The sequence below is a fragment of the Sphingomonas sp. genome (genome assembly GCF_024508665.1).
Lineage (GTDB): Bacteria > Pseudomonadota > Alphaproteobacteria > Sphingomonadales > Sphingomonadaceae > Sphingomonas.
On the sequence record NZ_JANINP010000007.1, the window covers coordinates 578585 to 603197 of the forward strand.

Genomic DNA, 24613 nt, shown 5'->3' on the forward strand with positions numbered 1-24613 from the left:
GGAAGGCGGCTCGTTTATCCAGCAATTGAACCGGATCAGAAGCGGAAGGTGATGCTCCCGCGATAGCTCTGGTTCTTCACGTCGCTGCGATCGATGGTCGTGTCGGCACCGACCGACAGCGTGACGTTCTTCATGTCGATGGCAAGCCCGCCAGAGGCTTCCCACCAATCCTTGTCGCGGCCCGCCAAAGCGAATTGCGCGGCAGGCCCGACGCCGCCAACGAAGTTCGCGCCGAACGACGCCGGCTGATTGTCGAAGTCATGGACGTAATAGCCGGTCAGATAGGGCCGCACCTTGCCCTTGCCGCCACCCAGCGTCAGGCCCAGGCGGCCTTGGGTCGAGTGCACCCCTTCGCGATCGATGCGCAACGCCATCGGGCCTCCGCTCTCGGCGGTGTCGGAAAAGCCGATATCGCCGTAACGGATTGCTGCGCGCGGCCCGAGCTTGAGCCCGCCCAGGTTCGCCGTCCAAGACACGCCCACTTCGCCGCTGACGGCCAACGCCTGATCATCCGAGCGCAGCGTGTAAGGCGTTCCGACCAGGTTGGCCGATCGCACCATATGCGTATCGAACAGGCCGGCGGAAAACACGCCATCGAGCCCGAAGCCGTTCTTCAGGCCGAGCTTGCCGTACAGCGTGCCCTGATAGAGTTCGCCCTTGGCGGTCGCGCCGGTCGTCGTGCTGCCCTGCGTGTTGGTGTAGGACAAGGCGAAGCCGATCGTCGCGGTCGAACTCACCTGCTTTTCGACACCAGCCGCACCGTACCAGCCGTCGAACGTGTCGCGCCCGCCGGCGGGGATCGCAGTCGCCATCGGCGCGCTGTTGCCGTTCAGATAGCCGCCGGCGAAGAACACGCTGACGTCGTCGGGCACCTTGCCGGTCGATATGCTGGTGGCCTGAGCTCCGCCGGCGACGCCCGGCTCGTAGGATCCCATCGGGCCGACATTGTTCAAATTGGCGGTGACGCTGAGCGGCTGACCGATGATCGCCACCGTGCCTCCCAGGTCGTCATTGCCAAGTGCCTGGAGCCGATCGCGATAGAAGCGCGCCATATTGTCGGTGGCGGCGGTGCCGAGCGCGGTCTTGAGCGTCTCCGTACGCGGCGCCCAGCTTTCGAGCGTCGAGCGGATCGTCGCCGCGTTCTGCAGATCGAGCGGCCCGTACAGCCCCGCCAAGGCGTTATAGCTGCCGGAGCGATCGCCATCGAGCAGCTTGGCATAAGCCGTCTGCACCGGCGAATTGGCCGACACCACGTCGGCATATTTGCCGGCGACGATCTTCACCTTCACGTCGTTGGCCGAATAGAGGAATTTCGGCGTCAGGATCGCGCTCAGCGCTGTCGTGCTGAACGTCCCGGTCAACTGGTTCTGCGCGGTCAGGATCTGATAGGTGTCGCCATCGCGGATCATATAGCCCGATGCGGGTGCGAACAGCACCGTGCCGCCGATCGACGCCAGCCCGTCCACCGCGACGCCCGGTGCGCTGAACTGATTGGCGACCACCGCCAGCTTATCCGACGCCCCATTGGCGCCGAGGTCGATCAGCAGGACGTTGCCCGACGACAGCACCAGATTGCCGCCGACCGTCAACATGCCGATCGTACCGGCCGTACCCGGCGCGATCATGCCGGTCACGCTGGTCAGATACGGCGTATTGATGCGGCCCCGGCCGTCCAGCGCGCCGGAGAACAACAGGTAATCGCCGACCGAGTTCATCGTCCCGTCGACCGTGATGCGGCCGTTGGTCTGGGTGATGTCGATCAGGCTGGTCAGCGATCCGCCATTGGCGATGTTCAGCCGCGCGCCGGATCCGGCGACCGTCAGGCGATCGACCGTGGCGTGGGTATCGAGCGTTGTCGTACCCGCCGCGGCCAAGGTGACGTCGAAATAGGCGGCACGGGTATGCGTCGCCGCATCCGGATCGCGGTCGTTGGGCACGAAATTGGTCGCGCCCGGCAGTCCGTTATCCAGCGTCGGATCGGGAATCGGGCTGGTGCCCGGCTGCCCGCCGGCGGGCGTGAATTGATATTCGGTCCCGTTATATGTCTCGACGCCGGTCGTGGTGTTGTAGCAGTCGCTGTTGTTGCCCTGCTGAATGCAGATCTCGCCGAACTTGCCCGACGTGCCATTGACGCCGTCGCCCAGCGTCGAGGGGACGCCGTTGACCAGATTGCCATCGACGATCGTCATGTAATTGGGATCGATGTTGGTGACCCAATGCGTCGGGTCGGCCCAGTTGGCGTCGCCAGCCTTCGAGCCGACATAACGGTAATTGTTGTTCGCCGCGATCCAGTCCCAATAGAGATAGAGCGGCTGATAGAAGGCTGACGTGCCATAGCTCGCCGAAGGCTGGCTGTTGAAATACCGGCTGCCGCCTGACAGGACGCCAATCACCAGCTTCTTCGAAAATGTGTCGTCCAGGATCAACGGCCCGCCTGAATCGCCGGGCGCGGTAATGCCTTCCTTCGGCAAGGCGTTGTCGCGGAACAGGTTGAAATCATAGATGCTCGCGTTCAGCGCACCACGGCGCGGGTCGTCGAAATCGAGCTGATAGAGATTCTGCGGCAGGCCGTCGTTGACCCCGAACAGGAATCCGTCGACGTCGTCGAGCGATCCGAGCAGGCCGATATAATTCTCCGCCACACGCCGGCGGAAATCGACCCCTCGCGTGTCGCCGGTATTGCCCGTACCGCTGTCACCATAACCGGTGATCGTGACGTGATAGCCGGTCCCCTTGGTAGCATCGATCGACGCCGGCGCCGGCAGTTGCGACAGCAGGATGGCCCAGGTCGGGACATTCGCCGCCGGGGTATCGAGCGTCGCTATCGCGATGTCGCCCTGCAGGAAGTTGTTGCCGACGCCAAGCGCGGTGGACGCCGGATTATAAGTGACCTGATTGACGTTGTAGAGATAATTGGCGACGTCGGTCTGGTACCCGCCGTACAACCAGTTGCCGAAGGCGGAATTGCCGGCGGCATTGTTGTTGGCGCGGAATCCGAAGGCGATCGGCCGGCCGCCATTGGCGGCGCCGTAACCCCAGGGATCCTGGAAACCAGTGTCGTCCGGATTCTCGTTGACGCAATGCGCGGCGAAGATGACCGTGCGGGGATTGATCAGGGTGCCGGTGCACAGACCGATAAAGCCGTTCTGCTGGTCGATGATCATCTCGCCGATGCCGGTCACGTCATTGGCGTCGAGCGCGCCATTGGGCGGCGTCGACGAATTGGGATTGCCGGGCTGTGAAATCACGATCTGCGGCTCGCGGATCGACGTCTCGGGCGGCGCCACCGACGTCGCGTCCTGCGGCGAATAATAATTGCCGGTCGGCGCGCCCGCGCTCGAATTGGCAACGGCTCCGATGGTCTGCGCGTGCGCCGTCGCGGCGGCGACCAACGAACCCAGTGCGGCGGACGTATTCAAGATGAAGCGAAGACGCGCGCTGTGGCGCGCGGAACGGTGCGACATGTTTATCCCCTTCTTGTTGGTCCTGTTTCCCGCAGGGCCAAGAAAGGATCGCTAGCGCGGGTGGCGGTCCGGTCAATGTGAATTAGACAGCAATTCGGACATATCGGACGTAGGATATATATAACCTTGGTCGATTGTTTGCCGGATGTGGCCCGCCGAACACAATCTCGATCAGGACGTGGTATCGTGTCGCGCAAACCTCTGGACGCGGCCCCATAAAGCCGCGGCTGCATGCGTTGCGCCAGGAAGGCGTATTCGGTACGGGACTGCCGCGCACATCAACGGGCGCTATGGAGGCCGATGGCGCGGGGAACGGACGGCTTTACGCTGATCGACGGTATGCGAGGTTTAGCCGCCATTGCGGTCGCCTCCTTGCATTGGCAGGCCATCAGCGCGCCCTGGTTTTTTGCCGCGAGCGGAGGCCTTGCAGTAGACTTGTTCTTCCTGCTGAGCGGCATCGTGATCGCTCACGCCTATGACGGCCGAATTGCCAGCGGAGAGCTGAACGTCGCCCGCTTCATGCTGACGCGGATCATCCGCTTCTGGCCGCTCTACGCATTGGGAACAGTACTCGGCGGTGCCGCGGTTTTCGTGGCAATCGCGACCGGACGCGGCGGCTATTACCATTCGTACGGCGAGCTTTTGTCGGCGGTCGTGTTGACGCTGATGTTTATCCCTCAAGGCTGGGGCGGGAAACTGTTCGAGCTCAATTCGCCGTTCTGGTCGCTGCTTTGGGAATTGGTAGCCAATTTCATATTCGTGCTGTTCTGGCATCGATTGTCGGCCAGGGTCATCGCCGCGATAGTCGCCATCGGGGCGGTCGGCGTGGTTGCGATCACGCTGATCCATGGCCAGCTCTCCGCGGGTAGTCTGTGGCAGACTGCCGAGGCGGGCCCAATTCGCGTCATGTTCTCGTTCTTCCTCGGCGTGGCCATATATCGAACCGTCCCGCGCGCAAGGGCGCGGTCGCAGTTGATCGGGCTGGCGTGCGCGGCGGTACTGATCGGCCTGTTCGCGTTGAGCCCCGGCAAATGGACGGCATTGTACCACCTGCTCTGCGTGCTGGTGATCTTTCCGGCGGCCGGCGTGCTGGCCATGCGGGTCGACGTGGACGGCGCCACGGCCTGGGTTTTCCAAAAACTCGGAGACGCGTCCTATGGCGTATATGTGCTCCATATGCCGGCGCTGATCGCCGTCAGCTGGATCGTCAGTCACGCCGGTCGCGCCGGCACGTTCCCGCTGCCTGTCCTGTTCCTCGTCTGCTGCCCGCTTTTGGTCGGTGCCGTCTTGCTTCTCGACCGCTGGTTCGACCGGCCCCTGCGCAAGCGAATGATGGACCGGTTCGGCCTCAGGACAAGACGGTCGGTGCCGGATCCGGAACCGATTTAGTTGGGGTTGGCCTTCGGGCAGCCCGCCGGCGTCTTGCCGGTCTCGAATATGGCTTTGACGCAGCGGTCATAGGCGTTGCGCGCGCCTTGCCGGTTGTTGAGCCGCGCCACCGCGCCGATCGCTTCGGCCAGCAGGTCCAGTTGCTCGCCATATTCGCCCTTGTCGATCAGGATCAACTCGCCCGATTTCTTGCCGGTCAAGGTCGGCAGGCGCTCGGTCCCGATAGTCTCAGCGCTCGGCATCGGCGGCATCGGCCGATCGATTCGCATCGACGACGAGAGCGTTGAGGTGGTCCCGCATGCTGTCAGCGTCGAAAGGAGCAGCGGAACGAGGATCGCCGGCGAGCGGCCCCGGCTTCGCATCGAGCGCATTGTGCATCTCCCTTATCTTGGTTCGGACGAGGATATCGGTTTTGTCGTCGGCCGCCGCGACGCGTTTGCCGATGGCATCGACGGTCGCTTGCGCCTGGCGTTCGTCGGCGCGCGCGACCTCGATCGTCTTGGCGTGCGCTTTCTCGGCCTGCACCGCGGCCTTGGTCTTGCCGATGGTTTCGCCTTGACGATAGATCAACGTGACGATGGCGCCTGCGGCCGCGACTGCTGTCAGCACCGGTGCTGCCCAGCCGAACAGGCGAGCGGCCCAGCCGGGCCATTTCCAACTGAGCGCCAGGGAAATGAGGAATCCCATCAGCCGCCTCCCTTGCCGCAGGATCGGCGATCAACATTCCCGATCCGGTTCCGTAACCATCCCTTGAGAAACGCTCGAAGCTTGGGGTTTGCGGCGGCCAGCCGGCGATATTCCGCTGCTTGCCGGCCATCGAGCGCGTCGAGCGTCGCGATGCAAGCGGGGACGACGCCGAGCTTTGCCTGGAGCATCCGATATGCCGTAACGTCGGCCGGCCCCAATGCCGCCGTGCTGTCGGGCAGCCGCGTCCGGCCGAGCACGTTCATCGTCAGCCGGTACCAGCGATTGGGTCGTCGTGGCCCCATATTGACCGCGGTGTCGATCAACTCGGCCGCAACCGCCGGCTCGATCTCCACCAGCGGCATATAGCCGGGGGCGGCGATATAGCTGCGTACATAGACGGCATCGGCGCAAATGGTCGCGGGGCCGTCGCAATGTTGCGGGAACCGGCGCATGTCGCCGCGATATCCGTAATCGCGAGCGACTTGCTCGGTGACGCCATAGCTGGTCGCGCCGCCCGGATCGCGCGGGTCTTTCACATATCCGCCCTCCACGGCATAGACGCCGGCGAGGATGACCGCGATGGCCATGGCGACGGCGCCCTTGCTCGCCCAGCCGGCGCGCGCCGCGGCGTCGCCTTCGACGAAGCTGTCGATGCCTTCAGTCATCGGGCATCGCCTTCTTCTGCGCGACGATCCGCGCAATCATGATGGCGACGAACAGGGCGACTGGAATCGAATGGAGCAACGGTGCCGGAAGATAGGCCCGCATGTCCGGCGGCACGGCGTTCCACGCGGCAGAGAGGACGTCGGGAAACCACTGCGCCAGCGCGGTGGCGACGGCGCCGAACGCAGCCAGGCGCATGCTCCAGAAACGCCACCACAGGCGTGCATCATCGATCAGGCGGGCGCGGAGCGGCGCCCACCACTTGCGTAGCAGGTTCATCATTTCCTCCACTTGCGGCAGCGCCGCGGGCGTCAGGCTTGGTCGTAGGCCTTGGCGATCGCCGCGGTCGCACGGATGAGAGGGTCGCTGGCGAGGGCGTTGTCGGCCAGGCGAACCAGCTCGCCGCGATCGGTCGCCGGCGCCGACGGCGGAACTGAATCGCGCACCATCGGCGTGACCTGAGCGATGCTGATCCGCGGCCTCGCAAAGGTCGCGTGGATCGGGGACACCATCATCAGGGCCAGTGCGAAGAGGATGAGCATGGAGCCGGGATCGAACATCAAGGTTGTCCTGTCCTGGTTTGGCCGGGTGAGGGGACGAGCACCTCGAGCTTCGCCTCGATCCGTGCGGTCCGCTCATTGATCTTGTCGAGCTTGTCGGCGTCGGACTCGCGTCGCGTTTCCAGCGCGGCCAGACGGCGCTCGTGCTCGGCCAGTTCATTCATCTTGCCGCCGCCCGCCCACAGGAAGCCCGCAATCAGGAAGATCGTCGTGACGACGGGAAGCCAGGCCAGCCATGCCGGCGGAACTTTGGCAGGGGTGGTCATTTGGGGGGTACTCGCACTGGGAAGTGGTTTGAAGGTGTTGCGATCGGACTAAGTGAGCGTCGCGTAGCGGCGCGGAGCTTTCCCCGGACCGTCGAAGCGGATACCGCGTCGACATGTCAGAAAGCGCGAATCGAGCGGCACGGCGTACGCGTCGAACGGAAGCGGGCGCCGCCAGCGCAAATCTCATTAAGCCACTGACCAGTATCCGCTTCTTCGCAGCAATTTTTGTTGTGATGTATCATTCCGGCTCTGGGTTCCTCACCGCACAGCCACATATTCCTGGCATAATTAAATCAGCGCTGTTGAACGGGTACACCGGCGTCACGTTTTTCTTCGTGCTGTCCGGCTTCATTCTGCACCACACTTACCGCTGCAGGCTGGTCACGTGGGAAGACATCAAGCGATTCGCCATTGCCAGGTTCGCTCGCATTTACCCGGTGTACTTCATCACGGTGATCGTGATGTTCCCTTTTGCGGGCGTGAACTACGACTGGCGCGATATGCCCCAGTTCTTGCTTTTGCATTGGTGGATCACAGCGCCATGGCCGCTACTCGGCATCTGGAACGGGCCATCGTGGACGATCTCGGTAGAGACGTTCTTCTACCTCTGGTTCCCTTGGCTCACGACCGTCGCGACTAGGCTGTCCACAGGATCAATCTATATGACCCTTCTGGCCCTAGTGGTACTGGACTTTGCTACCGGCAGCTCAGCATTTTTCTCGTTGCATCCGGCTTATTTCGAATGGCTCCGATGGGTACCGACGCCGATCATCCGGTTGCCTGAATTCATTATCGGCGTACTGGTCGGCGAGTTGCATTTCAGGCGTGATGGCAAACGCTTTCCCTTGCCGCCATGGGTGCCGATCGCGGTGCTATTATTGGTGCTATGTATATCGCATCAGCCGTGGGTCGCATCAGCCGTGACAGTCTTGGCGGCGCTCCTTATCTTTGCCATTGCGGGCGATCGTGGCTCGATCGTTGCTAGAGTTCTCCAACAACGCTGGCTCGTGTTACTTGGCGCGGCGAGCTATTCTCTATATCTACTGCACCAGCCGGTACACTTTTACATGACCTGGCTATTAGGCGAGAACAAATGGCTCGTGCCGCTGCAGTATTTGGTAGTCGTTGGCGGTTCCATCGTCGTTTTCCGGTATATCGAAGAGCCGGCACGCGAGTGGGTCCGATCGCGTGTGCGTATGAAGCCATCCGCGATCGAGGAAGTCGCTGACCCTCCACGTTGAGCGCAATTATCATTGGCCGACCGCGGCAGCGCTGATAGGCCATTGTGCCATGACAATCCCACTCTCTGCCAGGCTCGCTAAATCGCTCGGTTTCATGCGCCACGTTCGCGGATGGCCGGCGATTGCTACCAAACTCGCGAAGCATGATGCCGAATTCGAATGTCGGCGGGGTGAGACTCGCTTTGCAGGCAATCTCAAATCGTCTATCGATCGCGAGGCCTATCTCTACGGATCATACGACTGGCACAAAATTGCGCCATTCCTCGCCCAGGCAAGCCGGCGCGGAACAATCGCCGATGTCGGTGCGAATATAGGGAACCACGCGCTAGCATTCGCCCGCCATTTCAATCGCGTTATCTCGTTCGAGCCAATCCGCAGGTTTGGCCGCTGATCGAGCGGAATATCGCGATTAACCCTTGGGCCAAGGTAGAATTGCGCAAAGTCGGGTTGGGGGACGCGGTTGCCGACTTACCGATCTTCGTCAACGACAATCACGGCCTGTCTACCTTTCTCGACGGAGAACGCTCGTGCCCTCAGTGCGCACATTGCCGTGGGCGACGAAGAATTGCGCGGCGTAGCCGTCGACGCAATTAAGATCGACGTTCAAGGGTTCGAACCGAACGTGCTCCGCGGACTTCGCGAGACAATCACTGCTAACCGCCCACTTATTTGGGTGGAGATTAGCGAGACCACTCTGCACACGCCGACCACCTCGGCGCTCGCGGAGCTGATTCCAGTTCCGTTTCGATTAATGCTGTACACGAGTCGAAAGGGAGCGCTCCTCAATCGCACGGTGCTTGTCGAACACAAATCCGAGAGCTTGCCGGTCGGGGATTATCTGGTCATTCCTGAGGGCTATAATACCTCGCCGGCGTCGGACAAAATATCTCGCCAGTAACTAAAGGCGTCGTCCAACTCCGCGCCCGACAGCATCTTAGTATATATCGCGATCCCTGCGATCGTCGCGCTAGGCGTTGTAGTGGTATAGAGGTGCGTCCGCAGCTTGCGAGTGATACTTCCCATTGGGTTGGCGGCCCTTGTAGTCGCGAACGCCGACGAACTACGTGCCGCGCCGGACCGTTGGGTGAAGCCTTGGGCGGTGACCGTGTTATACTCCGATACGCCCATACTCCAGGTCGCGGCGCCGCTGGCGAAACCTGAGCTGGTGGAGACATTAACCACAGTGCCAACACTGTCGCGGCCGAAGGTTTGGACCTCGAACGAGCCGGGCACTAGCATGCCCAATGAACCGCCATTAGTGTCGTCCGACAAGATACCTTGGTTGATCGCAGATTTGTAGATGGCGACCAAGGTAAGTGCGCTGCCGACATTGAAGATGTCGCGCACGAACCCCGGCACCTCAAAAAAGCGGGTGAAGGCGCGCAACGACTGGGACGAGGTATTGACGCCGCCGGTGAGATTATAGGTACCGGCGCCGCCGGCCCCGGTCCCGAGCGAGGAGATGACGCCCAGAATTCCGCCCGCGCCGGTGGCCAGTTCAATCGTTTGGCCGACTGCGAGGGGATCGCCGGTCACGGTTCCGGTAACTGTCAGCAGATTGCCGCCCGTAACCGCCCCGCTAAAGGCGGTCGCCATCGGACCGCCGACTAGCCCGACAGCTCCTGGCGTGCCAATCAGCCGCCCATCGTTGGCACCAGTGAATAGGTTGACTGTGGGCGCGTCGTTGAGCGACGTGCCGAACATATAGGCGGCATAGCCTGCACCGAATGCTGGACATGACCGAGTGCGGCCAAAGCCGAACCCAGAGGCATCGACACCGCCGAAAGGAATAGCAATTCTCATGTCAGGGGCACCTCACATATAGGAAGCCAGCGATACATCGGCAGGCGCAGGGCATAGGGGTCGAAAATAAGTGTGGAGTCCGCTCGAGTTTCGGCAATGTTGGTCCACGCTTTGGTGGTGTTGCCGGTATAACCGCAGCGAAACTTCCAAGTGTTTGCTGGAGCAGCAGGCGCATCCCATACGATGCGGTCGCGTGCGACCGCGCGAGGATTACTCAGCGTTTTCGCGATTCCGTTTGCGTCGACAGCTGCGACACCCCAGTTAGAGAGAACGGTGGTGTCAGCAACTGTCAGGCCGCCAGCTATTGTGTGACCCGGACGGACTGGGAAGGTCGCGACGATCTGCGAGTTCTGCGCCGTAAATGTCGGTACCATCGGTCCAATACGCAGACCATCAAACATAAGGCGCTTGAGGTGCCATCCGAAATAAGCACCCATTTGTTTGCTGCCAGCGCCGGTCATGTGGATGTCGTTGACGCCGTTCTGCACCCCGTATTGGATGCAGGCTAGGATGAACTCTGGTTTATCAATCGCAAGCTGGAGCTGATCGAGTGCAACGTGAGGGATCGGCGCATTGAAAACTGGGTTGGTATGTGTCGCAGTTTGGCCGATCAGCAACGGTAACCGTGCGTTCGGACTAATGAGCCTGAGGGCGATTGCCTTGGCTTGGCGTTGCAGTTGAACGGTCTGAGCTCGAGTGTAGAACCATTTCGTATCCGCCCCGCTCGGATAATTTGTACTGTCGGAGGCGTTGTCGTTCGTTCCAGTGATGATCATCTGAGCTGCCGGCGCATAGGATTTGCCGAGCGCGCTATAGAGCGCCTGGGCTTGCCCAAAGCTGGCGTAGACGCGCTGCGCCGTCAGGCCAGTGAGCGTTGCATCTTCGGTCGTTATACTGCCGCCGTTGCGACCATCATCGGAAAGCAAGAAGCGCATCCCGGCCGCGAGGAAGTCGATGCCGTCTTCGTCCTTCAGGAGCTGCACAATCATCTGCGCACAGCCCGTGAGTGGCGTTTCGCCGTGACTGGTCCAGTCATCGGCGTCGGCACTGTAGCTGAGTTCAACGGCTGGCGTAAGCGCGGCACGGTTCGAGATCAGGTCGGAGTCTGACGCGCTTGAGATGTCGCCGATGTCGTCCGGGACGATGCTGGCTTTCGTAAGCTCAGCGTTGCCGAACATATCGGAGGTCGCGCTTGCGCCTACTGTGATGACCGGCGAGCCATGCCCCAGCGACAGCGATTCGCCAGACATATGCAGGCCAATCCGCTCTGCAATGATGCGCATATTGGCGATCGATGGATCAGGGGGGCCACGAAGGGCGGCCACAATCCGGTTTGACATTGCTTCGATGACCTTGTGCTGCAAGGTCGTCGGCGTGGCCTTCAGCCAGTTGTAGCCGTTGTTGTCGACTAGCGAAAAGGTCGCGGCGCCGGGCGCGCCGATTAGAGGCAGCTTGGCGGTATAGGCTTCTAGCGCCGCCAGTCGCGATTTGATCAGGTCGATCGCGACGTGCTTGATGTCTGTCAGCGTGACGTTGAGCCAGCGATAGCCCGCCGTATCAATCAGAGCGAAACCGGAAGGGCCGCGGAAGAACCACCCTATAGAGGCAGCACTAGCCGCAGCTGCCGCAGCGGAGGACGCCGCCGCTGCGGCACTGGATATCGCCTGTCTGATCAACGACGCGCCGCCCAGGGCGAGGTCTGCCGCGACCACTGCTATATTGCTGGCGCCGCTCAACAAATCCGCAGCCACCGTGCCGATCTTGCTTGCCGCGCCTAGTGCCAGATCGGCAGCAACCGCGAGAAATCCCGGAGCGGTCGTAGCAGCTGTGACCGTCGCCACCTTCGCGTCCAGCTGGGACAGGTCGTAGAGCTGCAGGTCATGAACCTTGGGCGCGAGATACGAGCCGTCTGCCGACGCTATCTGTATGTCATAGGCGCCATTGGCGGCGGCAAACCCCACCAGGCCGGAGGGCGCCGCGGTCGTTGGATTCGCCAGGCCGGCACCCGCGCTGTCATAGATCGATGCCAGCGTAGCCGTGCCCGCCAGAAACACGGTGACCTTGGCAAGCGGCAACACGGCCCCCGTGTCGCCGCGGGAGGCGATGAACTCGTAATATTGCATGGTGTGGCCAATCCTCTGGGAAGGCGTTGTGTGGTTACGCTGCGGCCCCGGTCATGGTGCCGTTGTTGGTGACGGTGACCGTGTTGCCGTTCTTGCGGACAGCGAAGCCGGCATCGCCGCCCGGCGTTCCTCCGCCCGACGCGCCACCTGCCATGGCATAGTTGCCACCGGCGCCGCCATTAGGTGAACCGCCGGCACCTCCAGCGGACCAGTTCTGACCGTCGTCCCCAGCCGTGAGGTAGCCATCGCTTCCCGCACCGCCCTGGCCGTTGGGCGCGCCGCCACCGCCGCCGCCGGTTCCGACCTTGTACGGGGACACCATCGAGTTCGATCCGCCGCCGCCGCCGCCGCCACGCACCGCCCCGCCGGCGTCGACCGTGATCCCGCCCGTCATCGGTACCCGAACATAGACGGCATCGCCGCCGGCCAACCCGGGACCGCCGCCGCTCCCGCCATTGCCGCCGCCGCCGCTGACCGATCCGCCATTCTGAACGACCAGAGTCAGAGCGATCGCATGGGACGCGGTCGGCCAGCTTCCGGTGTCGATACCGATGCCGCCGCTCGCCAGCCCGGTGACGTTGACGCCATTGGGGACATTGAACGTCACCGTCGCGTCCGAATTGCCGGTATAGCCGGCCGCGTCGGCCAGCGAACGCAGGTTCACCGCCGATCCCGACGGCACGCTGATCGTTGCGCTGAATGCCCCCGGCGGCACGGCGGGCGTCCCGGCGCTGCCGGGCGCGGCCAGCACGTCCCAATAGGCATTGGCCTGGCCGGTACCGGTCGGCGCATGGCCGCTGAACGCATCCTGCGTCGCGACATAGCTGCCGCCGCCATAGGCGACGCTGTTGTTCAGGAAATAGGTCGCGCTGCCGTCGTAATCGCCGCGGGGCGTCAGGCCGGACAGCGATTGCGGCGCGGTCCAGATGCCCAATAACGCTCCGCTAGCGGTCTTGAGTGCGGTGCTGGACCAGATCGTCGCCATGCCGGCCGGCACGCCGTCATACCAGCCGGATGGATTATCGCCGCTCGGCGTCGCGGGCTGCGCGTAGGACCGCATGAACTTGATGTCGCGATAGGCGGCGCGCGCCGGCGCCGAATTGATCGCGATCGAATAAGCGGTGGCACTCGCCAGGTCCTCGAGCCCACGGCCGTAGATGTTGAACGACGGCAGCTTGACGTAGATCGTGTCGCCGACATTGCTGGCGTCATAGCCGAACTTGAAGATCGCATCGTCGATTCGGGCGAAACTCGTTCCACTCGCATGTGCGCCGGAACCCGTACCGCGCTGACCGCGACGAAGCTGGGTCAGGGTGTAGCGATTGGCCGCTGTCAGGGTCGCCGTCTGGTAAGACACGACTTCGTCCCCGACCATGCACAAGGTCACGCCCGCGTCACGGTCGGATAGGCCGACGCTGTCGAGTTGTCCCAGGCTGGTCGACAGATCGACCGCAAGCATGTTCGTCGTGTCCGGGTCGGTGCCTGCTGCGAGCGGCGCCGTAAGCGTGCCGTAGCGCGCAGGGCCATCGATCGTGCCGACCATCGAATAATTACTATTGTCGGTACTGATCCAGACCTGACAGCCGCCCCAGGTCGGCGATGTCGACGCTGCCGCCAGCCAAACCTCCGCATCGAGCCCCGCGAGGTTCGCCGGCGCGATGGACAACCATGGCGCCGATACCGATCCCGGCGCGATATCGCTGTTCGGCTTGTATCCGTCGGAGCCGGAGTGAGGGGCATAGAGCGCTGCTGAAGCAACCCCGATGGGAACGCCTTCGGCCGTGATCGCCAGCAACCCGTCGGCGTCCTCGCCAATCTCGGTTATCCGCACCAGGGTACGGTCGAGCAGCAATGAATCGGTGGTCGTCGTCAGCGTGACGAGGTCGGTCGGTTCGAGCAGCGCGAAGTTCCACGGCAGCTTGAATGTGTATTTCTCGCGCGTGTAGAGGACCCGCTGGGCATAGAGTTGCACCGCCTTGCGCGCGATGTCCGCATCGCAGATGCAATGGACTGTCGTCGGATCCTGCTTTCGCCGCCCGAATGTGATGATATTGTTCAGGTCCTGCGCGGTCGCGATGCCGACATTATATTGCTGGCTGCGGTCGAGGAACTCGAACTGGACGATGTTATAGGCGTCGGACTGGTCGACGATCTCGATCGACACGGCGTTGCCGTTGTCGTCGACGATCAGATCGTCCTCGGTCAGGTCATAGGCAGGCGTGAGGTTAGGATTCCAGGTGACGCCGTTGCCGGATGCCGGCGCATCGCCATAGGGCCGGATCTTGAGCATGCCCTCCGACCAGAACGCCGCCGAGTTCGTCGCGGTCAGCCATTCCTCGAGGACCGACGCCGCGCCCGACTGCGATTCGAGCACGGGCGACAAGAGGAGGTTGTTGGCTCGGCAATAGAGAGAATAATCCGACAGATCGCCGATCAGGCCCGACCCCCACATCGGTACGCCATAAGCCGGGTTGATCAGGAAATCGGTGATGATGTCCCTGGGGTCGGCGTCGCCGTTGGCGGCGCCGCTCAACTGCACGCCAAAGTCGATCTCGAAACTGTGGTTGGACAGGGTCGCGCTGTCGGCAAGGTCGTAATCCTGGGCATAGACATAGGCGATGCCGCTATAGGGGATCGCCTGAGCCGGAGCCTTTGAGGTCAGGTAGCTCCACACCGCTTGCGTCGGCGTGCCGGTCGCCAGGCTCAACCCCGCCGCCGACAGCGACGTCAGCACCGCCGTGTCCTTGTAGATCGTGCGAATGCCGCGGATGCCGCCGGCGCCGCCCTCGCAAATCCCCATCATGATCGACGCGGTATAAGTGTAGGTCGTGTTCTTCGATCCACCGCCCAGGCCTTTGCCGCTGCCGGTCCTGGTGGTGTGCGCGATCGCGGTGAAGGCGCCGTACCACATCAGGTTGCACTTCATCCGGCCGCGGCCCCAGCCAAGGGAGATGGGCAGGCCCAGGGTAGACGATTGCACCTGCAGCCCGTTGAGCTTCGGTGACGTGGTCGAGGTGGTCTTGCCGCCCATCATTGATCCTCGAACAGGGTGAAGAACTTGACCGGCCGGGAGCGCAACTCCTCGTCGCGATCGGCGTTGCCGCGCACCACGCCGCCGCCGCGGATTACGGCGTGCAACACTTCGGGCAGGTCGATGACGATCGCCGAATGCGAATAGCAGCGGCCGTATTTCCAGATCGCGAGGTCGCCGGGTTTTACGGCGCCGCGCGGGATCTCGCGCGCGAACCGCGTGATCCAGCCCAGGAACTGCTCCTCGTCACGATGCAGCATCCATTGCGGCGAGTAATCGGGCTCGACCCGCGGGATCAGGCCGACCGCTTCATAAATCGCCGCCGGCAGCATCGCGCAATCGACCCCGACGCCGCGCAAGCGCGCCCGGTGATGATAGGGCGTGCCTTCCCAGCCGAGTGCCTCGCGCACCACCTCCTCGCGCGTCATCCGAACGCGGTCTCCGGCACCGGAACATAGGGTGTCGCCTTGAACCGCCCGAGGTTGTTGAAGCGGACCGAGCAGCGGCTCTGCGTCAGGTCGCATCCCGGATAAGCGGTAAACGTGTTGCCCGGGACCGGCAGCGCGGGGAGGGGCGAGACGAGCTGGAACAGGCCTGCCCCGTCGTTCGACATGATCGTCGCCGAGATGCCGGTGTTCGGTCCCGACGTGAACACGATGCGTCCTTGCGCGAAATCACTGGACGGCGGCGTCAGGCTGGTGTCGAACACCGTGCGTGTCGGGGCGGGCGACACGCCGACCATGCCCGTCACCGCGAAGGCTGCCGGATCGAGCGCGCAGCCGGAGTCGTAGACGGCATGCAGGCAGGCCGCCTGATAGAGATTGGCCGGCATGTTGGCGTTGAGCAACACGGTCCAGGACGACACCGTGATCGTCGCGCCATTGCCGGCGATCGCGCTGATCGCGGTAACGCGGCCCGAAAATCTCAGCACCGTGCCGACCACCGGCAGGTTCCAGTCGGTCAGGAAGGCGCGATCAAGCCGGACATTGGCGCCATCGAAGCCATGCCCCCGAATGAATGGGATGATCGGCACGCCGTTGATCAGATCGTCCGGACTCGCGGTGATCGCCATGTCGACGGTGGTGACGTCGAGCCCGATCTTCTCGCTGATATCCTGCCGCTCGATCATCGGGCCAAGCGCATAGACATGGCCGCCAGAGACGATCGGGACATCCCCGCCTGACCACCTGATGACGGCGCCGCCGACCAATGTGATCGTCCACAGGTCGACCATCTGAAAATCCGCGCCGCCGTTGAGCAAAGTGATCAGCGCGGGGGACGCAGCTTTCATGGTTAGCCCTTGGTCGTGGTGAAGGAGAGCCCGTCCTGCGACCACAGGCTCTGCATCATCTGGTTGAGCTCGAGCGCGTCGTCGTCGAAGCGGCACACGAACATGAAGCGCCCGGTCCAGGTCAGCACTTTGCCGGCCGCGGGCGCGCTTGCGAACGTGATCGATCCTCGCGGACCGACGGTGAAGCTGGCGATCGGCGCGGTGTCGGCAAACACGGTCGGTGTTCCGAGCACGGCTCCTACCGGCTCGGTAAAGGTCGCGCTGCCGAAAGCCATGCTCCGGCTCAGCTGGAACGAGGTCGTGATGCCGTCGCCGACACCGAACCGCTGCCCGGCAACCGTGTTGTCCCCGGGATCGAAGAAAAGGAATTCCTGATACTGCCCGGCGTGCAGCAGGAAGAACGCGGTCAGGCGTTCGAGGTCGGGTGTGGCCGGAAGGTCGCGCAGGACCTCGTACGACACCTTGAATTGCCACCGCGGATACGACCAGGTCTTGCGTCGCCGCTCGCGGCCGGACGACGCCGTCGCGATCTTCGTCGCCCAAGTCGGCGTCTTCGCGACCAGGAACGATTGCCCGATCAGCGTCGGGAACACGTCGGGATCGTCGATCGACGGATCGGATGTGACGAGCCATCGCGTCGGCAGGTAGAGCGTGGGCAATCTCGTCTCCAATCGAAATGGGCTGCGCGGACTATGACCGTGCTAGGCAATGGCGCCGTTATGGCCGGGCGACGGACGCGGTTATCACGCGTGCTCGGACGCCTCGGTTGGCATCATCTTCATTTGCGGAGGGCCACAGTCGGTGGTCGGGTGCGAAGTACGGGCACGGATGTCGTCAGTTGGCGTTCGAAGTTTTTGGGTCCGTTTTCGATCCATCGACGTGCAGATGGCCTTGCGGAGGCACCGCCGGGCGATAGTGTGGCACTTCAGCGGCGGGATCGATCCGGCGCGTGATTGGATCGGATGAAGCGCATGATCAAATGGTTGTTGTTGCCGGCGGCGTACCTAGCGGCGGGGGCGGCGAATGCGCAGGCGCTGCCGACGGTCTTCGGTGTGCAGTTGGGGACTCCGGTGACGCTGCCGGAGTGCCAACATATCGAGGGCGCCCCTCCCGGTCCGGATGGGATGCCCTTGTATAAAACCAAACAGCCAGCCACCTGCGTGACGCGCCCGCGGCAATTGACCAGGTCACCGTTCAGGGAAGCCGATATCTTCTTTCCCCACGACAAGACGCCCGAACTCAGCGTCGTCGACTTGATCGGGACCTATCTCTCGAAAAGCAGCGACAATGTCATCGCAATCGAAGCAGCGACCCCGGGATATGCCCGTGCCGACTGGATCATTGCGCAGCTGACCGCCAAGTTCGGCAAGCCCATCCAGGTCCTCGAATCCCGCAGGATCATCGACGACGTGCCGGTACCGGCCAAACATGCCGTCTGGCGGGGGAAGGGCTTTACCGTCGATTATCAGTCCTTCGCGCCCTCCGATGCGAGTTCGGGCGAACTTCTCGTTTCGACCGACGAATACGATCGGCTGGCGATCGACGATCTTGAGGCGAAGGACGCCAAAAAGACGCCACTTTAGGACGTCAGGCGGCAAACGGGGCGGTTGCCGATCTAGTTCGACGGAAGAGCGAAGCCGAGCTTGCCGGCACGGTGCGCTTTCTTGATCGCTCGGGCGAAAGCGTCGAGGTTCGCGGTAATGTCGTCTGGCGTCCGCGTGCCGGCATGGTCATGATAGTGGAACGCTGTGCCGCCGTCGTTCGCCGCAGGCGGCGCATTGTTGTTCGCCGCGCCGCCTGACAGCAGCATCTGCCGGAGCGGTATCGCGAGACTGGCCGGGAGGACCATCTCGCGGGCATGGGCGCTGATGAGCGTTCCGTCCTCGGGCACCTCGCCCAGGCCGCCTTCCGCGCTCAGCACCGACTTGCCGAGCGAATAGACGCCGTACAGCGCGGCGGCAGCGGCGGCCGGCGCCAGAACGGGGCCGACATAGGGAATGCGCGCGATGGCGGAATAAGCGCCGGCGGCGGCAACCGCGGCCTGGTGGACGATCTGCTTCAGCGCGGTGATCGCGCTCAGGGCGATCGATTTGACCGACGCCGCCTCCTCGATCCCGGACCGCGCGGCGGCGCCCGCCTCGGTCGCCGCCGTCTTCGTCGCTTCGTTGACCAGGAACCGCGTCAGGACCTTGCCCATCCACTCGAACGCTTCGGTCTCGATCGCATTGCCGATGCTCAGCAGTGCCTTGCGGAGGTTGGTCGTGCCGTTGACCATCCCCTGCAGCGATTGCGTCCAGGCCTGGGTGATCGGCTGGAAGATGCTCTGCCATTTCGCGCGGATGGCGTCGGCCTTGGCGTTGGCGTCCTTGAGCATCGCAGACGCGTTCTGTGCGCTGATCGTGCGCATCCGGTTTTCGTGCTCGGCCCGGAGCTGCTCAATCTGACGATGGATATTGGCCTTCTCGGTAACGCCGAGATGGTCGATGTTGAACTCCGCGTTCAATGCATCGAGCTTCGCCTGGTAGTCGTCGTTCTCGGCCTGCTCGTCGAGCTGTCTCAATTCGCGATTGACGTTGTTGCGCAGCGTCACCGCCTGGACCGCGCCGATCCTCTCTGCGCGAGCATCTTCGTCGATCGCCTCCAGCTTGTCCTGGAGCTTGGCCCTGGCGATCGTCGTCTCGGTCTTGGCCAGGTCGGTCTTGATCGCGAGCGCGGACTTGATATCGGCGATCTCTTCCTGCTGGGTTTCCTTTGCGACGGCGAGCTGCGCCCGTTGGACCTCGCGGTTGATCGCTTTCCACTGATCGGTGCCGGCTTTCGTGGCTGCCAGCTTGTCCTGCCAGAAATGCAGCTCGAACTGCGCGGTATCGACGCCCCAGTTCTTCTCTTCCAGCAGTTGGTCCTGGAGTTCCGTCCGATACTGGCCGACGACGTCGGGTTTGTCGCTCTTGGCTGCCCTGGATCTCGGCGCGGCCCTGGACGCGTTTCCGCTGCCGTCGCCTTCACCGTTGCCGGTGCCCTTTATCCCGCCCGAAGCGGGCGCCTTCGGCTTGCGGAAATCCACATCCCATTTGGCGTAGGCGAGGTCGACCTGAATGGCGGCGAGCACGTTCTGGGCGGCATCGGCCTTCGCTTTCGCCGCCGCCGCGGCAATCATCGCCCCGCGGCGCGTGACGACATCCTGGATCTGGGCCATGCCCTTGTCCCAGGTCGAGGCAATGTCGCCCCATTGGAAGTTCAGCGCCTGCTGCACCACCATGCCGAGCAGTTTGACCTTGGCGACGAGTTCGTCGACGCCCAGCATGAAATTGTCATAGGTCTGCCGGACGTCCGCCCACCAGGTTTCGGTGTGATAGGCGGAAAGGTAATATTGTTCTTCGCACTTGGCGACGAACCAGACGATCTGCTCGATGAGGTCCTTGAAGTCGGAGACCGCTTCGTCGATCGTGTCCTTGATCTCCTTGCCCCAGTCGACGCTGTCGCCGCCGGTGACCGAGAACAGACCCTCGAGACCGCTGAGCAGGTCGCCTGCCATCTGAAGCAACGCAGAGAACGCCTCCGCCAGACCGTCGAAGATGATCTTCGCCGCGCCGCCCGATTGATACGACTGGGTGATCGCCTTGATCAGCGAATTGAAGTCGTCGACGGCCTCCTTCAGCACTGGGCCGAAGGCGACGGTCAGCGTCTGGCCGAGCCCAGACCAGGCGAGCTTGGCCTCGTTGACGCTGCCGGCGAGTGCGAGGCCCTTCTGAACCGCATCGTCGTTGACGGCGCCATATTCCTCCGCCTTTTTCGTGAGGTCCGCGAGCCCTTGCGCGCCCTGGTTGAGAAACGGAACCATCTCCGCGCCGCTACGGCCCATCAACTGGAACGCCATCGCGGTCTTTTGCGGCCCGTCGGCGGTCTTGGCGAACTTGTCCGCGACCGCCGCCAGGATCGCCATCTGGTCTGACCCGGCCTTGATATCGATGCCGAGCCGCCTGAACCCTTCCGGGCTTTTGGCGAAATTCTTGCTGAGCGTGGAGGTGCTTTGCGCCAGTTTGTCGAAATCGGCTCCGGTCGCCTTCGACATCGCCTGGAGTGTCTGCACCTGGTGCGTCGACAGGCCGAGACGCTGGCCGAGCTGGCTCGTCTTCTCCGCCGCCTTGCCCATCTCGACCGCGATGTCGGCGACCTTCTTGCCCGCATCGAACAATTGCTCGCCGATCGCGAACGCCGCGCCGAGCGCGGTGCCGAACCCCGCGATCGCAGTCGCGGCGCTGTGCGTTTCCGTCGCGGTATCCTTGGTCGCCTTGGCGTGCGCGCTGGCCGCCTGTGTGGCCTTGTTGACGGCGGCGGCGAATTCCTCGGGCCTGGCGGCGTGCAGACTCGCGCTGAACTGGTCGATCGCCTGCGCGCCGCGCGCCGCGGCGTCGCGCATGCCGTCGAAGCCCTGCTCGAAGCCGGCGGCCATGCCCTGGACGACGCTCTTCAACTCGCCCAGGTCGCGCTTGATCCCATCCAACGCGACGCCCATGCCGGATGTGTCGGCGACGATCCGGATGAACACCGCGTCGGTCATGTCATTTCCTTCAATTTCGTCAGGATAGCGCGCGAGGCCGCCAGCGTGTCGCCTCCGGCGATCGGCATTGCGACATCTGTGGCCAACTGCGTCAGCGTGGGGCGGTCGGGGTCGAGGTCGCGAGGATCGCTTTGCGGCGCATCGTCATCGGATCGCGTCAGATCGACCCCCAGCGATCGCGCGATAGCGATCGCGGTGATGTTGAGCGGGGGGCCGGTTCGGCGCCAAGTGCGATGCTGCTCTTCGACGTCGGCCAGCCCCCAATCCTCCTCGATCGCCCGTTTGGATCCGCCCTCGATACCCGCAGCGATCAGATCGTGGACGAGGTCGGCAAGTCCTCGTTCGAGGCTCCCTCCGGCGCCGGCGCCGGGGGAGCCGTTGCTTCCCCCTTGCGCGTGAGCCCCGATTCCTCGCTCAGCGCCACGAACGCGGCTTGCAACCGGACGAACTCGTCCATCGACACGTTCGCCTCGAGATAATCGGGGGTGAGCATCGGGTCGATCTTGACCAACCCGATCGACAGCACGTTGAGCAGGTCGAGCGCTGAGTCCATGAGCCCGCTCAGCGAGCCGCCGTCGCTGTTGCGTTGGATGTTGTCGATATAGGGCGCGGCCCGGCGCAGCTCGCCGAGCTTGTAGGGCGCGATCGCGAAATCGCGCCCCAGGATGTGCATGATCGCCATGTTACTGCGCCGACCCCCATTTCAGCACGTTGCCCGACGGATCGGCGAACGCTGAGAAATCGAGTTCCGGGATCATGAAGTCGTCGATCTTGGTCTGCAGCGCGAGCTTGTTCGACACGCACGCGAACAAGGTCAATGCCAGCCCGTTACCGCCCAGCTGGTTGAAGAAGTCGGCACGGAAAGTCGGCGCCTGGCCCATCTGGATGTTCTGCACGACCGAGGTCTTCGCGACGGTCGATGTCGCGGTGTAGCTGTAATTGATGAAGACCGTCTTGCCGGTGTCGGCGGATGCGAACAGATAGGCGCCGGCAGTGACGCTATACTGGCCGGCAGTGGGGGCGGAGGCGACGCGGGTCATGGGGTTACCGGTCGCGTCTCGCACGCCCAGGTCGCCCGCCCAGGAGCCGCCGCCCGGCACGGTCGGGGTGATCGTGAATGGCGTTGCCGGAATGGCTGCCCCCGTCACGTCATTGACGATGCTGTAGAGGCTGGATGTTACCGTCTGGCCGAAGAACAGGCTGTTCATCACCGCGCCGTTGAACTGGCCGTATTTGGCCTTCCCGGTGATCTTCATCTTGCCGCGGCCGACCGCGACAGGGAACTGGTTGGAACCGTACAGCTCCTTGATGTCGCCCTGGATGTCGATCGAGACTTCCTGCGTCACCGCCAGCATCAGGGGAGTGGGGTTGGCGATCGCCGCGCCCGTCGCGTCAAAAGTCGGGGTGCCCCACAGCACCCCGGCACCGAAATTGTACATGGCCATGCCATTTCTCCATAAAAAAGCCCGCAAGAAGCGGGCATTGGCGTTCCTGTTTGAAAGTGATTCTAATCAGCTGGCGGTGAATCCCGCCCGCACGATCTGGCGTCGCTCTTCGTCGCTCAAGTCGTCGGGCGCGCTAAGCATACCGTCCTCGACGCGGATTTCGCGCGCGGTCGACAGCGTGATCGCGCTGACATGGGCGGGCGCCGTGAAGCGTAACGGCGTAGGGGAGATCGCCGGATCGCCGTCCGCCTTCGGCATCGGGGGATCGGTGTCGGCCGCGGCGGATTGCGATCGTGCCATTTGTTGCTCCATTTGTGATCAGGGAAGGATGATGGTGATCGGCACGATCAGCATGGCCTGACCGTCCAGGTCGCCATTGTCCTTTTGGATCGTGCCATCGATGAACGCCCGATAGGCGAGCTCGCCGAGCGTTTGCCGCGCGCCGGGCAGCGCCGGCCGGAACGCGGCCCCGATTGCGTCGAGGATCGCATTGCTGGTTTCGGCGGGGGTCGCCCCCTGGTCCTTGCCGCCGCGATGATAGATGATCCAGCTCGCCCGCAGGCTGTGTTTGTCGAGCTGGCCGTCGAGCGAGGCAATCGTCTCGCTGCCCTCGATCTGGTACAGGGCGGGTACCGGCGCCTTGTCCCACATCTTGAGCCGCCGCGATCGCTCGACGAACGCCTCGTCATTGCCCCAACGTACATCGGCCAGCGCGAGGAGCGCGTCGAACACCTGATTGCGAATGGTCATCCGATCGCCTCCTGCGCGGCGGTTATGGCTGCTGATTTCAACGCCGCGGCGATCTCGTCGGTCTCATCGTTCAGCGCGCTCGTCAGATAGGGACGCGCCGGGAAGTGGGATCCGGGATGGTGCACCATTCGCGCGAAGACGTGCTTGCCGCCCACAGCGAAGGCGAGCGCCTTGGCCTTGTCAGGCACGATGTCGTGCGGTGCCGTGCTGCCACCATGTTCGAGGATTGCTGCATAAGGCACGCTGTCGTTGACGAATATTTCGCCGACGATGCTGCCGCCCTTGACCTCGACCTTGCGCTCGACCGCGCTTGCCAGCCGACCGGTTCGCGCGTTCAACATCTGGCCGTGAAGCTTGTCGTCGATCACATGCCGTTGCAATTCGGCGGCCGCCGCCGCCACCTTGGCTTCGACCGCCGCCGACACTTGCAAGGGCAGACGATCCAGCGCGGCACTCAGCGCCTCCGCATCCAGCGTCACGCTCATATTGGCGCCGCCAGCATGTAATTGCCGAGCCGTGCCAGCACCGCCTGGTGCATTGCTTCGCGGCTGAACGCGACGGTGGTCGCGCCCGAACTCGCATGGCTGGTCTCGCCGATATGCGTGCGTGCCGAATAGGCTTCGCCCACCAGCTCGGTGACCGCCAGCATCAGATCGGCAGGCACCGCGTCATATCCCGCGACATACGTCACCCGTACCGGCCGGTCATAGGGCGTGCGCGATCCGACCAGAATCACGCTGCGCCCATCGGTCGCGACGCCCGATTCATTGCCGATCGCATCGACCGCATTGCCGATCCGCGTCTCGCCCCATTCGACCGACGTCACCGACTGGACCGGCCAGTTTCGCAACAAAAACCGCGACCCGCCGTTGCCGCGATAGGTTTCGATATGGGTCGCCGTCAGGATGCTACGCTGAATGGTGCTCTCGACGAACGCCGATACCTGGGTGACCAGATCGGTCAGCAATGCATCGTCATTGTCGCTCGAAATGTTGAGCCAGCGTTTGACCGCCGACAAAGTGGTAAGGTCGCCCGCCGCCATGACGTCATCCGCCCACGAAGCTGAAGCCGTGCGCGATCAGGTCGCCCGCCGCCGCGATCGGCACGGTCACGACGCCGTCGGCATCGGCGGCGAAAGATTGTCCGCGCCAGCTGCAGCCCGTGCCGTCGGGATGACGCATCGCGACGCCGTCGACGGGTGCCGTCTTGGACGTGTGGCGCCGGGAGGGATTGTCGGCCATGGGCGTCTCCTTTCGGAAAATGAAAAGGCCCCGCCGGTCATCGCGGCGGGGCCAGCATGCTGTTCCCCTCCCGCGACGCGGGAGGGGTTAGGGGAGGG

General features: G+C 63.3%; 26 protein-coding genes. 5 read left to right on the top strand and 21 right to left on the bottom strand.

Going from position 1 to position 24613, the window contains the following annotated elements; translation table 11 throughout:
* Positions 1 to 35 precede the first annotated feature (35 nt).
* The gene (locus Q0L25_RS17960) at positions 36 to 3464 is read right to left on the bottom strand and encodes an autotransporter domain-containing protein (RefSeq protein ID WP_296616665.1); all 3429 of its coding nucleotides are present in this window, start codon (positions 3462 to 3464) and stop codon (positions 36 to 38) included.
* 339 nt (positions 3465 to 3803) lie between these two features.
* Here Q0L25_RS17960 and Q0L25_RS17965 point away from each other — a divergent pair, with 339 nt between their 5' ends.
* Positions 3804 to 4853, top strand: a complete 1050-nt coding sequence (locus tag Q0L25_RS17965) for an acyltransferase (protein ID WP_296617796.1) — start codon at positions 3804 to 3806, stop codon at positions 4851 to 4853.
* On the opposite strand, the gene Q0L25_RS17970 is transcribed toward Q0L25_RS17965, so the two are convergent.
* From Q0L25_RS17970 to Q0L25_RS17995, 6 genes are read right to left on the bottom strand one after another with little or no spacing between them, the layout of a single operon-like run.
* Positions 4850 to 5095, bottom strand: coding sequence for a hypothetical protein (locus Q0L25_RS17970; protein WP_296616667.1), 246 nt, complete (start codon positions 5093 to 5095; stop codon positions 4850 to 4852). The two genes, Q0L25_RS17965 and Q0L25_RS17970, sit on opposite strands and share 4 nt — an antisense overlap.
* A complete protein-coding gene (locus Q0L25_RS17975) occupies positions 5082 to 5540 on the bottom strand; it encodes a hypothetical protein (protein WP_296616668.1) in 459 nt (152 codons plus the stop codon). The genes Q0L25_RS17970 and Q0L25_RS17975 overlap by 14 nt, the downstream gene beginning before the upstream one ends.
* A complete protein-coding gene (locus Q0L25_RS17980; protein WP_296616670.1) occupies positions 5540 to 6205 on the bottom strand; it encodes a glycosyl hydrolase 108 family protein in 666 nt (221 codons plus the stop codon). The genes Q0L25_RS17975 and Q0L25_RS17980 overlap by 1 nt, the downstream gene beginning before the upstream one ends.
* Positions 6198 to 6482: a hypothetical protein gene (locus Q0L25_RS17985; RefSeq protein ID WP_296616672.1), complete on the bottom strand. Its 285-nt coding sequence runs from the start codon at positions 6480 to 6482 to the stop codon at positions 6198 to 6200. The genes Q0L25_RS17980 and Q0L25_RS17985 overlap by 8 nt, the downstream gene beginning before the upstream one ends.
* A 32-nt stretch (positions 6483 to 6514) precedes the next feature.
* Positions 6515 to 6763, bottom strand: coding sequence for a hypothetical protein (locus Q0L25_RS17990; protein WP_296616674.1), 249 nt, complete (start codon positions 6761 to 6763; stop codon positions 6515 to 6517).
* Complete coding sequence (locus Q0L25_RS17995; RefSeq protein ID WP_296616676.1) at positions 6763 to 7029, bottom strand: hypothetical protein; 267 nt, start codon at positions 7027 to 7029, stop codon at positions 6763 to 6765. Before Q0L25_RS17995 ends, Q0L25_RS17990 begins: the two co-directional genes overlap by 1 nt.
* 113 nt (positions 7030 to 7142) lie before the next feature.
* Here Q0L25_RS17995 and Q0L25_RS18000 point away from each other — a divergent pair, with 113 nt between their 5' ends.
* From Q0L25_RS18000 to Q0L25_RS21830, 3 genes are all read left to right on the top strand, one after another.
* Positions 7143 to 8270, top strand: coding sequence for an acyltransferase (locus Q0L25_RS18000; RefSeq protein ID WP_296616677.1), 1128 nt, complete (start codon positions 7143 to 7145; stop codon positions 8268 to 8270).
* Positions 8271 to 8319: 49 nt separating this feature from the next.
* Complete coding sequence (locus tag Q0L25_RS18005; RefSeq protein ID WP_296616679.1) at positions 8320 to 8661, top strand: hypothetical protein; 342 nt, start codon at positions 8320 to 8322, stop codon at positions 8659 to 8661.
* 159 nt (positions 8662 to 8820) lie between these two features.
* A complete protein-coding gene (locus tag Q0L25_RS21830) occupies positions 8821 to 9168 on the top strand; it encodes an FkbM family methyltransferase (protein WP_367184170.1) in 348 nt (115 codons plus the stop codon).
* On the opposite strand, the gene Q0L25_RS18010 is transcribed toward Q0L25_RS21830, so the two are convergent.
* From Q0L25_RS18010 to Q0L25_RS18035, 6 genes are read right to left on the bottom strand one after another with little or no spacing between them, the layout of a single operon-like run.
* Complete coding sequence (locus Q0L25_RS18010; protein ID WP_296616681.1) at positions 9126 to 10073, bottom strand: hypothetical protein; 948 nt, start codon at positions 10071 to 10073, stop codon at positions 9126 to 9128. The two genes, Q0L25_RS21830 and Q0L25_RS18010, sit on opposite strands and share 43 nt — an antisense overlap.
* Entirely contained in the window at positions 10070 to 12196 is a 2127-nt protein-coding gene (locus tag Q0L25_RS18015) for a hypothetical protein (RefSeq protein ID WP_296616683.1), read from the bottom strand. Before Q0L25_RS18015 ends, Q0L25_RS18010 begins: the two co-directional genes overlap by 4 nt.
* 34 nt (positions 12197 to 12230) lie before the next feature.
* Entirely contained in the window at positions 12231 to 15227 is a 2997-nt protein-coding gene (locus Q0L25_RS18020; RefSeq protein ID WP_296616685.1) for a phage tail protein, read from the bottom strand.
* Positions 15227 to 15655 (bottom strand): NlpC/P60 family protein, encoded by a 429-nt coding sequence (locus Q0L25_RS18025; RefSeq protein WP_296616687.1) that lies wholly within the window; start codon positions 15653 to 15655, stop codon positions 15227 to 15229. The genes Q0L25_RS18020 and Q0L25_RS18025 overlap by 1 nt, the downstream gene beginning before the upstream one ends.
* Positions 15652 to 16518 carry a DUF2163 domain-containing protein gene (locus Q0L25_RS18030; protein ID WP_296616690.1) on the bottom strand — a complete coding sequence of 289 codons (867 nt, stop codon included), beginning with the start codon at positions 16516 to 16518 and terminating at the stop codon, positions 15652 to 15654. The genes Q0L25_RS18025 and Q0L25_RS18030 overlap by 4 nt, the downstream gene beginning before the upstream one ends.
* 2 nt (positions 16519 to 16520) lie before the next feature.
* Positions 16521 to 17177, bottom strand: coding sequence for a DUF2460 domain-containing protein (locus Q0L25_RS18035; protein WP_296616691.1), 657 nt, complete (start codon positions 17175 to 17177; stop codon positions 16521 to 16523).
* A 303-nt stretch (positions 17178 to 17480) separates the two neighbouring features.
* Between Q0L25_RS18035 and Q0L25_RS18040 the strand changes: the two genes are divergently transcribed.
* Positions 17481 to 18101 carry a hypothetical protein gene (locus tag Q0L25_RS18040; RefSeq protein WP_296616693.1) on the top strand — a complete coding sequence of 207 codons (621 nt, stop codon included), beginning with the start codon at positions 17481 to 17483 and terminating at the stop codon, positions 18099 to 18101.
* Positions 18102 to 18133: 32 nt separating this feature from the next.
* Here Q0L25_RS18040 and Q0L25_RS18045 read toward each other — a convergent pair whose 3' ends face one another.
* From Q0L25_RS18045 to Q0L25_RS18080, 8 genes are all read right to left on the bottom strand, one after another.
* Positions 18134 to 21079: a hypothetical protein gene (locus Q0L25_RS18045; protein WP_296616694.1), complete on the bottom strand. Its 2946-nt coding sequence runs from the start codon at positions 21077 to 21079 to the stop codon at positions 18134 to 18136.
* A 310-nt stretch (positions 21080 to 21389) separates the two neighbouring features.
* Positions 21390 to 21761 (bottom strand): hypothetical protein, encoded by a 372-nt coding sequence (locus Q0L25_RS18050; RefSeq protein WP_296616696.1) that lies wholly within the window; start codon positions 21759 to 21761, stop codon positions 21390 to 21392.
* 1 nt (position 21762) lies between these two features.
* On the bottom strand, positions 21763 to 22524 hold the full coding sequence (locus tag Q0L25_RS18055; RefSeq protein ID WP_296616698.1) for a hypothetical protein: 762 nt from the start codon (positions 22522 to 22524) through the stop codon (positions 21763 to 21765).
* Between the two features lie 66 nt (positions 22525 to 22590).
* Entirely contained in the window at positions 22591 to 22824 is a 234-nt protein-coding gene (locus Q0L25_RS18060; protein WP_296616699.1) for a hypothetical protein, read from the bottom strand.
* Between the two features lie 18 nt (positions 22825 to 22842).
* Positions 22843 to 23274, bottom strand: coding sequence for a hypothetical protein (locus Q0L25_RS18065; protein WP_296616701.1), 432 nt, complete (start codon positions 23272 to 23274; stop codon positions 22843 to 22845).
* Positions 23271 to 23759, bottom strand: coding sequence for an HK97 gp10 family phage protein (locus Q0L25_RS18070; RefSeq protein WP_296616703.1), 489 nt, complete (start codon positions 23757 to 23759; stop codon positions 23271 to 23273). Before Q0L25_RS18070 ends, Q0L25_RS18065 begins: the two co-directional genes overlap by 4 nt.
* Positions 23756 to 24316 carry a phage head-tail connector protein gene (locus Q0L25_RS18075; protein ID WP_296616705.1) on the bottom strand — a complete coding sequence of 187 codons (561 nt, stop codon included), beginning with the start codon at positions 24314 to 24316 and terminating at the stop codon, positions 23756 to 23758. Before Q0L25_RS18075 ends, Q0L25_RS18070 begins: the two co-directional genes overlap by 4 nt.
* Before the next feature lie 4 nt (positions 24317 to 24320).
* Entirely contained in the window at positions 24321 to 24515 is a 195-nt protein-coding gene (locus Q0L25_RS18080) for a hypothetical protein (protein ID WP_296616707.1), read from the bottom strand.
* Positions 24516 to 24613 lie beyond the last annotated feature (98 nt).